Source organism: Fastidiosibacter lacustris (assembly GCF_003428155.1).
Lineage (GTDB): Bacteria > Pseudomonadota > Gammaproteobacteria > Francisellales > Francisellaceae > Caedibacter > Caedibacter lacustris.
Genome location: NZ_QLIR01000003.1, coordinates 18786 through 35760 on the forward strand (window position 1 = coordinate 18786; position 16975 = coordinate 35760).

A 16975-nucleotide genomic window follows, 5' to 3' on the forward strand; every position below is an offset into this window, starting at 1 on the left:
GCACAAAAGTGGGTATTAATCTATTACCTGAATATGTTCGCAGGTACTACGAAATCTATGAATATAAACATGCTTGTACGATTCTCAAAGAGGACTTCCCAAATGAGTGGGCAGATATAGTTTCGTTGCTAGAAGCCTTTAGGTTAAAGAAGAGCTGGATTATTCAATCTGGAGGGCGTAAGTCAAAGGTTGCTGAGTATATTGACAACTATTTGTACGCCATGGGGTGGGTTGAAAAGCAATTTGTTTGAAGAGGATATTTAGGTGGGTGTTAAAGAAGATTTTATGAACGAACTCAAGGGGCGAAAGTTTAAAACCATTTTAGCCGACCCTCCCTGGCAGTTTCACAATCGAACAGGTAAGGTGGCGCCAGAGCATAAAAGATTAACTCGCTATCCGACTTTGGTTTTGGATGAAATTAAGAAACTTCCTGTCGTAGAGATCGCGGATGAGACTGCACATTTGTATCTATGGGTACCCAATGCGTTGCTGGCTGAGGGACTTGAAGTCATGCAAGCCTGGGGATTTACTTATAAAACTAATTTGGTGTGGTATAAGGTGCGCAAAGATGGTGGTCCTGATCGTAGGGGCGTCGGTTTTTATTTTAGAAATGTCACGGAAGTAATATTGTTTGGTACGCGTGGAAAAAATACACGGACTTTGCCTCCTGGGAGAAGTCAGGAAAATATTGTGTTATCAAGAAAACGCGAGCATAGCAGGAAACCTGATGAACAATATGATTTGATTGAGTCCTGCAGTGCAGGTCCTTATTTAGAGTTATTTGCCAGAGGGAGCCGAGAGAATTGGCATGCCTGGGGAAATCAAGTAGAAAATTACAGCCCTGATTGGGAGACCTATGCCAATCATTCACAGGTGTCAAAATAACTTTTGGAGCATAAAATGGTCATGAAAATAGAAAAGAAAATTATTGAATTTAAAATCGTGAAACCTGAGGAAAAACTAACAAATGTTACAGTAAAGTCATTAAAAAAAGAAAAATTACATCAGCAGATGAGTGAAAATATCAAACGCCCTGAATCATTGATAGGGGAAACTTATAAGATCAAACCACCTAATGCAGAACATGCCTTATATGTCACAATCAATGATATTATATTGAATGAAGGTACTGAACATGAAGTACGCAGACCTTTTGAGATTTTCCTAAGTTCTAAGAATATAGAGCATTTTCAATGGACTATTGCGTTGACACTGATTATTTCAGCTGTCTTTCGAAAAGGGGGCGACATTACTTTCCTAGTTGAGGAATTACGCTCGGTATTTGATCCAAATGGTGGATATTTAAAGCGTGGTGGTAAATATATTCCGTCCCTAGTATCAGAAATTGGCGATGTCATTGAAAAACATTTAAAGAAAATTAACATGTTACCAGCGGGTGATTTGGATGAAAGTCAAAAGCTTTTTATTGCCGCTAAACGTGAGGAATTGGATAAGCGACAGCAGCCAAGTAATGATGCAACAACTAATTTTCCACCTGAATCTCAACTGTGTACTAAGTGCAATACTAAGGCAATGATAAATATGGATAACTGTTTGACTTGTCTAAATTGTGGCTACTCTAAGTGTGGTTAGACAATGCTTTACGCTTTTTTCTATCTTGCCTTTTGCACTTATCTTGGCTTATTTCTCAAAAATAAAATTGCCATCACTTTTTTAGCAGTTTCAGTACTTAGTTGGTTTATTGTCAGAATTCCTGAAATCAATGCTGATTTATGGTATCGCTTTGTGCTGATGAGTTTGTCATATGCCACAGAGTTAGCTGTTTTACTTTATTTTTTGCCAAAAAAGGTTATTGAACTTACAAGACCTAATATACAAAAAAGTTTAATTATAGCCGCTGTTTTGCTGGTAATGTTTAGCTTAGCTGTTTTTGTTAGTAGCATTTTGATTCCTTATATGCAACAGACTCTCATGCAACAAGCAAATGTAGACATTAACGGATTATTAAGCCAAATTGGTTGGTTGTATCGCTTTGGTTCATTCGCTGGCTGGTTAAGCTTTTTTACTTATCTATACCTTTGGATTGGCTTGACAAGGTTTAATGTAAAAATTCCAGTAAGCGTTATTTAGCATTTCCTACTAAAAAACATTGACCTATTATCGACTGTTATCAAATCGTACTATAAAACACCATGAAAACAAAATTTGAGTTCCTGACTATTTGGGCTTACATGGTTTTTACATGTTGATATAATGCCGCCATGAATTGTACGCTTTATAGATTGAATAGATGTCAAATACTGCGCTTGAGCGTAAAAGTGCGCGCTTGTGGTTAAAATCAAAAGCAAAACCAGCAAAGCGATGGATCCAATTGACTGTTTTTGTGAGTTTTACAAGTGGTTTATTGTTAATTGGTCAGTTGTATTTATTAGCACACATTTGCTATGCCGCTTTTATCGAGCACTTATCGCAAACTCAACTTATTACTTATTTTATTGGAATTGCCATGATCGTATTGATTCGGGCAGGCTTATCATGGTTAAAAGAAATAGTAAGCTTTCAGGCAGCAGCATGTGTTAAACAGCAATTAAGAGAAGATATCATCTTGCATATTAATCGCTTGGGACCCATAAAGGCATCTACAATGAGTAGTGGTGAGCTCGTAAGCTCGGCAATGGAACAAGTAGAGGGAATGAATAATTTCTTAACTCATTTTTTACCACAGGTGACACTAGCTGGACTTATGCCTTTTGCAATTTTAATATTCGTCTTTCCACAAAGCATTGTTTGTGGATTGATTTTACTTATTTGTGCGCCACTTATTCCTTTGTTTATGATGTTGGTGGGATTGGGTGCTGAGAGCGAAAATCAGAAACATTTTAAAACTTTAGGACGGATAAGCTCAGTTTTTTTAGATACATTACAAGGCTTGGCAACGATTAGGTTGTTTAACCGGAGTAAGCAGCATGCTAAAGTCATCTTTAATTACTCAGATGAATATTGTATAAAAACAATGAAAGTACTAAGAATGGCTTTTTTATCTTCGGCAGTACTAGAGGTTTTCTCAGCTGCATCTATTGCACTTGTTGCGATTTATTTGGGCATGGGATTTATCAATAGTGCAAATACACATACCATTTGGTGGGTGTTTGATAATATGACTTTACAAGGTGGACTGTTTATTTTGCTATTAGCACCTGAGTTTTTCCTACCATTGCGTGAGTTAAGTACACATTACCATGCTAAAGCCGAAGCAGTAGGTGCTGCTCTTGAGTTGCAAAAAATATTTGATTTACAGGAGGATAAAGGAGGCGTTCAACTTCCTTTTACTGAAAACATTCAATCCATTTCATTTAATCAATTAAGCTATAGTTATCATGGTAAAAGCCAATCGGCATTAAATAATATTTCATTAACAATAACAAAAGGACAAAAGATAGCAGTTATAGGTGCAAGTGGTGCGGGTAAAACAACTGTGCTTAATTTATTGATGAAATTTATACATGAAAAAAATAATAAACTCCTTATTAATGGATATACGCCTTTAAATGACATAAACGAAAAAGATTGGCTTAAGAAAATCAGTTGGCTTGGTCAACATGCAGGTTTATTTAAAGGTAGTATAAGGTATAACTTATTGCTTGCTAAAGAACATGCAACAGATGATGAATTATGGCATGCGTTGACGTTGGCAGCTTTAGATAAGGAAGTCAAAACATTTGCTGATGGATTGGATACGGAGCTAGGTGAACAAAACTTAGGTTTATCAGGTGGTCAAGCCCAGCGTTTAGCATTAGCACGAGCTTACCTTAAACCATGTGAATTACTGTTATTAGATGAGCCAACAGCAAGTTTAGATGAAAAAAACGAAACACTTATCATGGAAAGTCTAATTCGAAATTGGACGGATAAAACGGTGATCATGCTCACCCATCGTTTGGCTTTTTTGTCTAAAATGGATCACATTGTGGTCATGAATGAAGGTAAGATCGTCCAGCAAGGCAGCTTAGAAAGCTTATTAGCAGAAAAGTCAGGTTTTTTTAATGCATTATATGCGTATCATATTGATAGAGAGGTGCATTAATGCGCGAGTTAATTCCTTTTTTAAGCCTTTTTAAAAATCAAGCAAAATGGATGTTTATTGGCACGGGTTTAGCATTTCTGGCGATTTTAGCTAGTATCGGTTTGTTATCCTTGTCAGGATGGTTTATTTCAGCCACTGGTTTTGTTGCAATTTCAAGTTATGCTGTTATGCAGGAGTTTAACTATTTTTACCCAGCTGCGGGGGTTCGCACTTTTTCTTTATTTCGAATTGTCACACGTTATGGTGAGCGGGTATTTACCCATGAAGCAACGTTTAAAATTTTGACAGATGTGCGTGTATGGGTATACCAAAAACTTACTCCATTAGCCCCTGTACATTTGACACAATACAAAAGTGGAGACTTATTAAATCGCTTAGTGAATGATGTCAATGCGCTTGATAATTTATACATTCGAATTATTTCACCAAGTTGTGTGCTTTTTTTATCAATTTTGGTTATTGGTATTTTCTTTAGTTTCTTTAGCATAGGGCTTGCGATCACTACGATGCTCTTGGCTTGTGTTGCAGGTTTTTTTATTCCAGTTGGTGTTGGAACACTATCGGCAAAGTATGCGGCAAATTTAGCACAAGAGAGTGCGGAACTTAAAACAGCTATTACTGAACATATTCAATCTTTAGCAGAGCTTAAAGTTTTTGCAGCTGAAGATAAGCATAATAAGTTAATCCAAATACAAAATATGTCACTGATTCAAAGTCAGCAAAAGATGAGTTGTTATACTGGATTAAGTGCAGCATTAATGACTTTATTTTTAGGTTTAACTTTATGGTTTGGCGTTTGGATTGCTGTGGGACTTGTGCATAGTGGACATCTAAATGGTGCATTTATTGCCTTAATTGCATTGGCAATTATGGGACTTTTTGAAGCGATAATGCCGTTACCTGTGGCGTATCAGTATTTAGGAGGTACATTGACCTCAGCTAAACGTTTACTACAAATTATTGATCAAAAGCCTACAGTTAGTTTTCCAGAGGGAAGTAGTGATAAAAAACCAGTTGATAATAGCATTCATTTTGAGGATATTGATTTTTGTTATCAAAATCGGACAAAGATTTACCATCGTTTTAATCTTGCGTTAAAACCCAATGAGAAAGTAGTACTTTTTGGTACAACAGGTTGTGGTAAATCAACTTTGGTGAATTTATTAGCTCGATTTTTTGTACCACAAAAAGGTTGTATTTTGATCGGTGGAGTAGATATTAGTAAATTAAGTGAAAATCAGTTACGTCAACAAATGACGATTATTACGCAGCAGCCACATATTTTCAATGGCAGTATTCGTAATAATTTGTTGTTAGCAAATGAAGGTGCAACAGACGATATGCTTTGGGATGCGCTTGATGTCGTTGATTTAAAGATATTTGTCGCAACCCTTGCAAATGGCTTAGACACATGGGTTGGTGAGCATGGTAAACATTTATCAAAGGGGCAAAAACGACGCTTGTCGTTGGCACAAGCAGTACTGTCACACAATCCAATATTAGTCTTAGATGAACCAACAGAAGGTCTGGATAAAGTGACGGAAGATCGGGTAATAAAAGCATTAAAAACGGTTATGGACAATAAAACGGTTATTTTAATCACGCATAGCCGTAAATTGTTAACCTATGTAGATAGAGTAATTTATCTATAAACGATGATTTAGAAACATGACGAAGAAATATCATGCAATCTTTAATACAAAGTAAAAAAGGTAAAAAAACGCATTTAAACTGCAAAGTTATGTTGGTTGTGCTTTTACTTCATATATTACCTTATATTGCAGGTGCCAATACGACCAAAGTCATTTCGTTATCACCCAATACCACAGCAATTATTCGTAACGTTATTATGTTCGCTCAAAAAACTTCAGAAGAGGATAATGCCAAACTCATTGCCACAATTTACTATCCAGGTCAGCCAGAATATTATCAGCAATATGAAAATATCGGTTCATTCCAAGCATTAAACGTTACAAAAATATTGATGCTTAAACCAGATATTGTAATTACTTGGCAAGGGCAAACACAACCTCAAACCATCACATTGTTAGAGCGTTTTGGTATTAAAGTTAAGATATTTAATGCAGATAATTTAGAAGAACTAGGTAAGACATTTGTTGAAATAGGAACAGCTATTAATCTCAATCAAGCTGCAACTAAGTTGCAGCTTGATTTTATGCATAAAATCAATCAAGCCACCCAAAACAAAAACAAACCAAAACGTAGCATAACTTTACTTTTTCAATTAGCAGAAAAGCCCATTTTTGTAGCTGGTGGCAGTGGTATTTTAAATGACATTATCACGCGTTGTGGCGGAGAAAACGTTTTTAAAAGCATAAAGAAAGTCAGTTTTGAAACCGATGTCAGTGCGATATTAAAAGAAAATCCACAATTGATTATCATGCTTGGTACGATGAAGACAGCATGGCAAAAACAGCCAAATAGTATGTGGCAACAATGGACGTATCTTAAAGCTGTAAAAAATCACTTCGTTTATCAGCTATCATCCGATGAAATCTCCCAATTTTCCCCACAAATTGTAACTGGAATAATAAGCATGTGTGATATACTCTCTAGCGCAAACTCACAACTACATCCTTAAGTGTAGGGGGATATATGTTACATAGTGCTTTTTTGGGGAATTATTAGGTTGTATAGTATTGATTTTACTTGGTGGAGGTGTTGTTGCAGGGGTGCTATTAAAGCAGTCTAAAGCTGAAAATAGCGGTTGGATGGTGATTACAGCTGGCTGGGGATTTGCGGTAATGATGGCTGTTTTTGTCGCACAAGCAGCAGGCTCAGATCAAGCAGATATTAATCCGGCAGTTACCTTGGCTAAATATTTATTAGGAGGAATTTATAACTCCATGTGGCAAGTAATTTCATTATGGTTTGCTCAGTTACTTGGCTGTTTTTTAGGAGGTGTTTTGGTATGGCTTAGCTATTACCCCCATTGGCAATATACTAAAAATTCTCATTTTAAGCTGATGATATTTTCTACTCATCCTGCTATGCGCCATAAAGGTAGTAATTTTTTGACTGAGCTTATTGCGACAACACTTTTAATTATTTTTGTTGGAGCGTTGATCAATTATGGCAATAAACTCCCTTTTGCTAATGGCAGCTTACCTTATGTATTTGGCTTTGCGGTGTGGGGAATTGGTCTATCTTTAGGCGGACCCACAGGTTATGCAATTAATCCAGCTAGGGACTTAGGTCCTAGAATTGCACATATGATCTTACCTATCAAAGGCAAAGGCTCAAGTGACTGGGGTTATGCCTGGGTGCCTATTTTAGCACCACTAACTGGGGCTGTTTTAGGTGTAATATTAATTCGAGTATTTATGTTTTAAAGCTGATTTTCCACTCAAATAAACTGTACTGTCAGATGTGTTATGACATTAATATGGATATATTTTAAAGCTTTTTTTGCCAAGTCTATGTGATAGAATACCAGCCTGAATTTTTGATCTACTCCTATCATTAGTTATTTTGCATAAGTTTTTGCAAAGTAGTTTGTGATGGATATAAGCTAACAAACAGGACAATTAAGATGTCAGAAATACAAAAAAATTATGATCCAAAATTACTAGAACAAAAATGTTATGAAACGTGGGAAAAAAAAGGTTTATTTAGATGTGGTCAAACTAAGGGTGTGCCTTTTACTATCATGCTTCCTCCACCTAATGTGACCGGAACTTTACACATGGGGCATGGTTTTCAGCAAACCTTAATGGATTTATTAATACGTTATCATCGGATGATGGGCGATAATGCTTTATGGCAGCCTGGAACCGATCATGCAGGTATTGCAACACAAATGGTAGTTGAGCGTAATTTAAACGCAGAAGGGGTTTCGCGCCATGATTTAGGACGGGAAAAGTTCATAGAGAGGATTTGGCAGTGGAAGGAGTATTCAGGTGGTACAATTGCTAAGCAAATGCGTCGCTTAGGGGCATCTTGTGATTGGTCTCGTGAGCGTTTTACTATGGATGATGGTTTATCTAAAGCCGTACAAACATGCTTTATTAAATTGTATGAAGATGGTTTAGCTTATCGTGGTGAGCGCTTAGTCAATTGGGATCCAGTACTATTAACAGCTGTTTCTGATTTAGAGGTGGTTCAAGAAGAAGAAAATGGTTCACTTTGGCATTTTCGTTATCCATTAGTAGATGACAGTGGTAGTATTGAAATTGCAACAACTCGTCCTGAAACGATGTTAGGAGATGTGGCAGTAGCAGTTAATCCAGAAGATGAACGTTATAAGCATTTAATTGGTAAGCTAGTTAAGCTACCTTTAACAGAGCGAGAAATTCCTATAATTGCGGATGAATACGTTGATGTTGAGTTTGGGACAGGTTGCGTTAAAATTACACCTGCACATGACTTTAATGATTATGAAATTGGTAAACGCCACCATTTACCAATAATTAACATCTTAGCAAACGATGCCAAATTAAACACAAATGTTCCCAAAGTCTATCAGGGTTTAGACCGTTTTGAAGCACGTAAAAAGATCGTGATTGATATGGAAGCGCAAGGCTTTTTAGTTAAAGTTGAACCACATGTTTTAAAAGTGCCTAAAGGTGATAGGACAGGTGCGATACTTGAACCCTATTTAACTAAACAGTGGTTTGTTAAAGCAGGTGAATTAGGAAAACCAGCACTTGAAGCAGTTGAAAATGGTAGTGTGCGCTTTGTACCAGATAATTGGAAAAATACGTATTATTCGTGGATGAATGATTTGCAAGATTGGTGTATTTCACGTCAATTGTGGTGGGGGCATCGAATCCCCGCCTGGTACGATCTAAATGGCAAGGTATACGTTGGTAGTTCTGAAGAGGATGTACGGACTAAATATGGTTTATCACTTGAGTTAATCTTACAGCAAGATGAAGATGTATTTGATACCTGGTTTTCAGCAGCACTTTGGCCATTTTCAACTTTAGGTTGGCCTGAAAATACACCTGAACTTAAAAAGTATTACCCTACAAGCGTATTGGTAACGGGTTTTGATATTATCTTTTTTTGGGTGGCCAGAATGATGATGTTTGGTCTTTATTTTATGAAAGATGTGCCATTTAGGGATATCTACATCACAGGACTCATTCGCGATGCAGAAGGGCAAAAGATGTCAAAATCAAAAGGAAATGTATTGGACCCAGTTGATTTGATTGATGGTATTTCCTTGGAGGACTTAATTTCAAAACGCACTCAAGCTTTGATGCAGCCACAAATGAAAACAAAAGTCGAAAAGCAAACCCATAAACATTTTCCTAACGGAATTGAGGCATATGGCACCGATGCGCTGCGCTTTACCTTTACTGCCCTTGCTTCAACTTCGCGTGATATTTGTTTTGATGTGGCGCGCATGGAAGGTTATCGTAATTTTTGTAACAAGCTATGGAACGCTTCGCGCTTTGTGATGATGAACCTTGAAGACTACGATGCCAACGATAATCAATATAAAATCGGGATTGCTGAGCATTGGATTTGGCATAAGCTTAATCAAACAATTGTTGAAGTACATAAACACATTGCTCAATATCGTTTTGATCTATTGGCGCAAACGATATATGAATTTGTTTGGAATCAATATTGTGATTGGTACGTTGAATTTGCCAAAGCAAGCTTAAACGATGAAAACGTTACTCCAGAACAAAAGCAAGGCGTTCAATATACCTTAATTACCGTACTAGATAAAATTTTGCGCTTAGCTCACCCGATCATACCATTTATTACTGAGGAAATTTTTAGTCAAGTGAAAGTGTTTACCCTGGATAGCATAACATCAATTATGACTAGCAACTTCCCTGTATTTGATCAAAACCTTGTCAATGAAAAAGCTTCAAATGAGATAGAGTGGGTTAAAAGAATCATTGTAGCAATAAGAACTATTCGTTCAGAAATGAACGTTAAGCCAAGCTTAAACATTTTACTTTATATCAAAAATGCAACTACAGATGAACTGGTCAAATTACAGGTAATGAAATCACTCATTCAGTCAATGGCTAAAGTGTCTGATATTATAGTAAATAACGACGTACCGATGTCGGCAACAACTTTGGTTGATAATATGGAATTACATATTCCATTGGCAGGTTTGATAGACGTTACAGCCGAGCAAATGCGCCTAAAAAAAGAGCAAGAAAAATTAGAAAAAGAAATTATTCGCTTGAGAGCTAAATTAAGCAATGAAAAATTTGTTGCCAATGCTCCACTTGATGTTGTTGAAAAAGAGAAAACAAAGCTTTTTGAATACCAAAGCACTCAGGCTAAATTGGTAAAACAGTTTGAAAAATTAGAAGCTTTATTACCATAACCCTTCCAGTATCATTTTAATGCGTGCGCGATAAACGCCTTTAAGAGATTGAGTAGTACTTTTAGTCTTGATTTGTATGGTGTGAAGTGTATTTTGGGTAAGCTCAGTGCCCAGTTGAGATATATCTTTACCATCCGCGGTCACGATAAGTGGTAATGTAGGAGGTGATTCAGGACTATTTTTATGCGAGGATAGTTTTATTAAGCTTGGTTCTGCTTTTAAGCGTAGCTTGGCAGGATCTTTTAATTGTAATTTCCAGAAATCTTCTTCACTTGTCAAATACATCCCATCACGCTGTTGATTTTTATTCATTATATGAAAGTTTTGTTTTGAAACAAATTGAGCTTCTGTTGTTACTGTCGGAATGTATACAGTTGCAGTAATCCTGATTTGAGTGCTTTGTTGTTCTGCAAAGTGTGGGTTTATAGTCATAAATATACCTAAGAGTATTAAGTTAACAGGTTTCATATTTTACTCTCCTTGTTAGATTGAATTAAGCTAATTCTAATCAGAGTATAGGATTAATTTAGGCAAATAATGTATTTTGTGTAGCCAGAAAATATTTTTTCACTTTTTTATAATTTATATTTTTAAAAAAATATCTAAAAGCATCTTTAATTTGACCATTTAATTTTAAAAAGGCTATAAACACCGTATTTTTTTAAAATTTAATACGGTTATATAAAAAGGAAGTTTCATTTATAATTTAACTCGTAGGATATTGGGGAGTTTGCGTTAACGCTTGTTATAGTCTGTTTGAGGATATATAACAGGTCGAAATACAAGTTAAAAAAGCTTAAATTGTATAAGGTGGGGGATGATAAATTATTCATATTTGAAAGCTGGTCATAAAGGAATTCGTTTAGTTATTTGTACAGCAATTTTAACTGCTTGTGGTGGTAGAAGCGATACAAGCAGTGCACCAATCAAGGCAGAAATTAACCCAAGCAAAAGTGTATTATTAACAACGGTTTCAGGTGGTCAGCCACTAATATTAAGAACAAATCCAAGTCATATTTTACCGTATGATCTTTTGTGGACATTAGAAGGTCCGGGTAGCTTAGCTATGATTGATAGATTTAGCCCTAATGCCATCAACAATACGCATTATGGGATGGCGATTAGATATACGCCACCTGAATTTGGCGTTTCAGATACAGATACAATTGCAAAAGTGACAGTATTCCATAAAAAATCAACTGATAAAGTAGGTCTTTTAGACCAGCGTAACATTGCGTCAGCAGATGCTTATACCTTTGAAATTAAACTTAATCCTAAAGTGGATTCTAGTTTTTCAATGCCTTATGGTATTGCGTATGATTCTGTTTATAACAGATTATTCGTAACAGATATTAAATCAGGTAATTTGCGTATTATTGATGGCAAAGGAGTTGTTACGACAGCTGATCTGAAATCTGTCAATCGTGATGGATCGTTGGTAGGATATAAACTTGTTCGCCCGACTGGCATTACGGTTCACCCAAAAACCGGCAATGTTTTTATTGCTGAGTCTAACCGTAATATTGTGGAACTTTCAAAAGTGAATAAAAATGACTCAAGCCAATGGATTGTTCGTACGGTTTGGCAAGAGCAAGATGAAACAATATTAGTAGAAAATATATTTGAGGACCCCAAACACTCTAATGCGCGCGTAGAATATAATCCACATAATCGTCCAGCAAAAACAGGCTATACGATCGATGGTGTGGCTTTGTCTATTACTGAACAAGGTGATCAAAAAGCCAGGCTGAATTTTCAATTACCTGGTGATAATAGTTTATTTTCAGCTACCTTGCTTAGCACCCTTGAAGATGCGTCATATTCGTATGATGTGTTAAGTTCAAGTTTAACAGGTAACAATGCCACTCAATATCGACCGGGATTAAAAATTGAAACATCCTTCCCTTATTACACATATTTAGTATATGAACCTTATAACAACGTAAATTCATTCATCGGTCGCATTATTCCATGGTCAGCAACCATCAGTAATGTATTAACTCAAAATTGGTGGAGTTCAAGGGCTATCTTAAATTTGGCAGCTGGTGCTGGTGGTCCCCCATTTGCAACTATCCCAACGGTTGCTTTAAATAACCCTACTATCCAAGCCTATAATAATACAGGTGTTCATATTGGGATTGGCTCGAGTGGGAATTCATGGAAAAGTGACTTGGATATTAGAATTCATAGCGCAATGATAAAACGTAAAGATGAGAAAGCTTTAAGATACGTCTTTAGTCGTGCTTTTGGTCAGATCACTTTTGATCAAGATGGTCATTTATATCTAGCAGACACCATGAATAATCGTATTGCGAAATTATCACAAAATGATGAAGGTATATGGCAGATGTCTGTAATTGCAGGGGGGGGGAGCGGACAGTGGTCATCGTTCAGGGTTTGTGGACGGTGATGCACTGACTGCAAGGTTTAACCAGCCATCAGGTATTGCTGTTGATTATAGTGGTAATATTTTTATTGCTGATACCAATAATCATGCAATCCGTTTAATCACAACAAAAGACGAGAGTGTAATGGTGAAAACAATTGCAGGCAAAGGAGCAAATAATAATTGCACGCGTAATTTTAATGGCTCTGGCGATTGTGATGGAGATGAATCAACAGCAACGGCATTTAGTTATCCTACTCAATTGTCGTGGGATGATGATACTAATCATTTATGGGTTACAGATAGTGGTAACCATAAATTGCGGAAAATAACAAATATCAATCAGAACAAAGAAGCTGATCAAGCTAATTCTGTCAATGAGGTGACTAGTGCTATAGGTCAGGGATCATCTCAGCCAGGTTGCATAGACGGTTTTGGTTCAAATAATTCTGAAAGTCAGCAAATTGCTACTTTGAATCGACCCACTGGTATAGTGAGTGCAGGCGATGGCAGAGTGTTTATAACGGATATGAATAGTGGGGTTATCAGAAAAGTGATTTCTGGAGACAAAGACAGATTGATCACCATTGCAGGGAAATGTGACAGCGATACTGCTGATAAAGATGGCGTGGCAGTAGGGTTTTAAGACTGGTGTTAATTTATAATAAAGGAAAGACAATGCGTCAAAATTATAAAAGAAAAGTATTACCATTAATTTGTTTGTTCAGTTGTGGTTCACTTTTTTTAACTGCTTGTGGTGGTAACTCAGGTAATGCCGCAAATGAAGGGTCAGAGCCAATATATAATATTGCTGCAAATATAGATATCCCTGAATATATTTGGTTAACTGAGGCGAAACAGTTTGCAATTTCTCTAAGTAGTATTGGTGGTTTGAGAATTGGTAGTAATGAGAACAATACTCGAACTGTTGAAATAAGGGATGTATCTAATTGTGAACAAAAACTCACGATTAATCCTAATGTCTTGGATCTTGTAGTTGGTTCTCAACAGAAGAAAGTATTTGAGATTTTTCCTTCTAACACAAATTGTGTGCATGAGTTACAGTTTGAGGCGGCTGGATTAAAAACGCTTAAATATAAAGTAATAAGCCCTGCATCAAAAGAACGTGTAATTGTAAAACTTATTAATGAAGTTGGAAACGAAGTAAAAGCTGTTAATCCAGGAGATTCTGTACGTATTCAGTTTTCTTATCCGTTTGCTGAGTGGTTAAATGATAGTAGTGTTAGTTTTATTCAAACTTATCAGGTATTTGCAAGCACAGATAAAATAGTGTTAGGTGATCAAGGACAATGTAGCCTAAATTTGAATCAACAAAATGTGTTGTGTGAAGTTAGGGCAGATATCAGTACCGATATCAGGTCGGGTCAATATTTTTTTACGTTTGAAAACATAGGAGATAACTTTGTTGTTGAGCTCAGTAGTGATCGCCTTAGTATTGATGTTATTGATACAACATTAAAAAAGAAGATGATTTTTCATGATTCGATTGCGCCAATACAAAATTTGGAAGGTGATTTTGCAGGGGAGGTAAGTTTTAATCAATCACATTTAGTCTATCCACAGGCAACAAAATTTGATAGACCTATTCTAATTGCAAATAGGGGAGCATTGTTAATGTTCCGACCAGTTGATCAAAATCGAAATTATACTTATAAGGTCTTTATTAATGGATTTGAAGCAAAGTTAAACACACCGGATGAGTTTTATACAACGGATCAGCCTCTGTATATGAATGGACCAAATTTAATCTATAGCAATTCAACTTGGTCAATTTATATCCCTGCTGAATATATACATGGTTTTCCAAAAGTACGCATTGTTAGAAGTGATGCTAAGGAAGCGCAAACACAAACTCTGGATATCTCTGCACCAATGGAGCAGGTATTAATCAATATTGAAATTGGTATGTTGACGCCTCCTAAAAAAATAAATACATGGATCCAAGATCCAGCCAGAATGGGAATTGATTTTTTTCAAAAAACGCTAATATCAAAACTGACTATTTCCGAGTACGAACCTGTCTTTTGGAAAAAAATAACCATGCCAGATGGGAAAATATATACTGAGCAGAGTAATGATACTGGTGGTGTGTATAGTGGAGATTTAAGAGAAAATATTGGTAAATCACTGATCTCAACAGGTATACGAATGGCAAATATTGGGATTAATGATACAGCTGGGAGCTCTCAAGAATCGTCTTCTAGATTTAAACAAACAGTTGTTCATACAAGTGTTGGCAAGTATCAAAATGGTGTGGTAGTACATGGTTTATCAGGTGGAGGAGGACAGCTTACCCTTGATTCTACTGTTGGTAATCAATTTACTCATGAGCTAGGGCACGATTATGGACTAGGCCATTATCCAGGTGGTCTTCAATCTATACAAAGCACTGAAGCAGGCTGGGGTTATGATTCTTTCAGAAAGAAAATGTTGACAAATTTGATTTGGACTAGCAAAGGATCAGCTTGTATTCCAAATTATCAACCATGTACATTACCTTTTGAAGGATTGTATCAATTTAATACAGACGCAATGGCAGGTGGAGATATTTCTGGTGGTATTTCCTTATTTACTCAATATACGCCTTATTCGGCAAAGATTATCCAGGGCGAGTTACAAAAAAGACATGTTCTAGATGAAAATAGTCCATCTGTTTACCTATTATGGAACAAAGAAACCAGGATGATGGAACAAGCACCACATTCGATCTATGTAAAACCAGAAAAAATTGGTGTAGCTGTTATGACGCTTGTTGGTTATTATGATCCGGAGGGAAAAATACAAGGTTATATTTATCCACCTATGTATGGTAATTGGGGAAACGTATTCAAGCCTAGTGCTAAGAAAACAAATTGTTCTTTAAATCTGACCACTGAGAAAGGTGAGGTTATATCCTACCCGTTATATGATAAAAGGCGAAGTGTAAAAGAAATGAATAAATTTCATATAAATATATCAAGTGAGATTGACTATAAAAGGGTTGATCTAGAATGTAAGGATGGCGTAAGTGAATATGTTCTTAGCAAAGTAATCACAGAGTCTAAACCAAATTTACCAGATCCTGTGGTAATTAGTGATATGGGAGGATATGCAAAAGCCGCATTAAAGTTAAAAGATATTGATGATTATTTTAAAAATGATAAGTTCTATGATCTAGAAGAGTTTGAATGGAAATTAGAAAATATTTATGGTCAGTTACATTCCTATGTTGGTGAAGAATATATTGAGGCTGGTCGTTTATATAAAGGTCATAATAATCGTTATTATCAATCTTTAAAATCTGGTATTTTACCTTATCCAAACGCCCAGTCTGATGCTTGGCGATATTTAGGTACAAGTGATAATAGCCTTATAATTGTTGATGATATAGTAGTTAAGCTTGGGGTGGAGACTAAAAATTTTTCTCATGAAGCGTCTAATAGTAGCGTCTATTTTTACATTCCGGTGGATCGCATAAACGTTTTGTATTCAGAGTCAGCAGTGAAAGAGGATGGGGGATGGAATATTGGTAATGGGTATACAAAAATTATTGTTAAAGCATTTAATAAAAGTGATGGCAATTTTTATCATGTCACATTGCGTGGGAATAAAAAACACTATTATGGAAAGTTTGATAAAAAATTAAACGAAGGTTTGCAGTCAGGGTATGGAGCTGCAAAAATTTACTTTGATATAAACGATAATATTGAGTTACCAAAAGGAAGTTATAAAGTTGAATTTTATATGGTTGCTCAAGGTTGGCATGATGGGAGCTTTCAAAGAAAACTAAAAGTTGAAGACGAGTTCTTAGTCAATTAAAAACTGAACGCTTTTGAACCTATAAACGTCAAACAAATTTTCTTTATTTGGGATGATTTTGTAAGAAGTGGAATGGGTAAATTGTTTGAAAATATACAAGCAGATCAACCTGTAAACGTATAACAATAGAGTCGTTGAGATCTATAAAGGCAGAATTATTCCTGTGAGTAGAGTGATAACTTTTGGTCCAAAATAAAGGTTTGTAGGGGGAGGATGTTTGTCGTTTTCTGCTATGTCTGATATGGTCAATAAGTAGTGTAGCTAATTCAAGTAGCATTTATTTATAACAGGTCGTATGATAAGCAGAAATACGACATCCATTAAAATGATAGCTTTCGATTTCAGTTTAACTTATGCGGGCTTGTGATCAATAATATTTTGACTGATTCTTGGTTTGAACGTC

At 36.0% G+C, this 16975-nt stretch carries 12 protein-coding genes and 1 pseudogene; 12 read left to right on the plus strand and 1 reads right to left on the minus strand.

The genetic code is table 11. The features are described from left to right. Positions 1–8 precede the first annotated feature (8 nt). From DNJ77_RS02495 to DNJ77_RS02535, 9 genes and pseudogenes are all read left to right on the plus strand, one after another. Complete coding sequence (locus DNJ77_RS02495) at positions 9–251, plus strand: BglII/BstYI family type II restriction endonuclease (protein WP_116963428.1); 243 nt, start codon at positions 9–11, stop codon at positions 249–251. Positions 252–285: 34 nt separating this feature from the next. Next, positions 286–885, plus strand: coding sequence for an MT-A70 family methyltransferase (locus tag DNJ77_RS02500; RefSeq protein WP_116963531.1), 600 nt, complete (start codon positions 286–288; stop codon positions 883–885). Between the two features lie 15 nt (positions 886–900). Further along, complete coding sequence (locus DNJ77_RS02505; protein WP_116963429.1) at positions 901–1593, plus strand: TSCPD domain-containing protein; 693 nt, start codon at positions 901–903, stop codon at positions 1591–1593. Positions 1594–1596: 3 nt separating this feature from the next. Continuing rightward, a complete protein-coding gene (locus DNJ77_RS02510; protein ID WP_116963430.1) occupies positions 1597–2091 on the plus strand; it encodes a hypothetical protein in 495 nt (164 codons plus the stop codon). Between the two features lie 160 nt (positions 2092–2251). Continuing rightward, complete coding sequence (cydD, locus tag DNJ77_RS02515; RefSeq protein WP_116963431.1) at positions 2252–4045, plus strand: thiol reductant ABC exporter subunit CydD; 1794 nt, start codon at positions 2252–2254, stop codon at positions 4043–4045. Beyond that, on the plus strand, positions 4045–5697 hold the full coding sequence (gene cydC / locus DNJ77_RS02520) for a thiol reductant ABC exporter subunit CydC (protein WP_116963432.1): 1653 nt from the start codon (positions 4045–4047) through the stop codon (positions 5695–5697). Before cydD ends, cydC begins: the two co-directional genes overlap by 1 nt. 32 nt (positions 5698–5729) lie before the next feature. Then, entirely contained in the window at positions 5730–6647 is a 918-nt protein-coding gene (locus DNJ77_RS02525; RefSeq protein ID WP_116963433.1) for an ABC transporter substrate-binding protein, read from the plus strand. A 43-nt stretch (positions 6648–6690) separates the two neighbouring features. Next, positions 6691–7398, plus strand: a pseudogene (locus tag DNJ77_RS02530) (MIP/aquaporin family protein); the annotation flags it as partial. Between the two features lie 200 nt (positions 7399–7598). Then, a complete protein-coding gene (locus DNJ77_RS02535) occupies positions 7599–10367 on the plus strand; it encodes a valine--tRNA ligase (RefSeq protein ID WP_116963434.1) in 2769 nt (922 codons plus the stop codon). Here DNJ77_RS02535 and DNJ77_RS02540 read toward each other — a convergent pair. Continuing rightward, a complete protein-coding gene (locus DNJ77_RS02540; protein WP_116963435.1) occupies positions 10359–10835 on the minus strand; it encodes a hypothetical protein in 477 nt (158 codons plus the stop codon). The two genes, DNJ77_RS02535 and DNJ77_RS02540, sit on opposite strands and share 9 nt — an antisense overlap. 349 nt (positions 10836–11184) lie before the next feature. Between DNJ77_RS02540 and DNJ77_RS02545 the strand changes: the two genes are divergently transcribed. Genes DNJ77_RS02545 through DNJ77_RS02555 form a run of 3 tightly spaced genes read left to right on the plus strand, consistent with a single transcriptional unit; the run spans position 11185 to position 16572 of the window. Next, positions 11185–12777 (plus strand): NHL repeat-containing protein, encoded by a 1593-nt coding sequence (locus DNJ77_RS02545; RefSeq protein ID WP_116963436.1) that lies wholly within the window; start codon positions 11185–11187, stop codon positions 12775–12777. Next, positions 12725–13399 (plus strand): NHL repeat-containing protein, encoded by a 675-nt coding sequence (locus tag DNJ77_RS02550; RefSeq protein ID WP_116963437.1) that lies wholly within the window; start codon positions 12725–12727, stop codon positions 13397–13399. Before DNJ77_RS02545 ends, DNJ77_RS02550 begins: the two co-directional genes overlap by 53 nt. 32 nt (positions 13400–13431) lie before the next feature. Next, positions 13432–16572, plus strand: a complete 3141-nt coding sequence (locus DNJ77_RS02555; RefSeq protein ID WP_116963438.1) for a M66 family metalloprotease — start codon at positions 13432–13434, stop codon at positions 16570–16572. Positions 16573–16975: the final 403 nt, after the last annotated feature.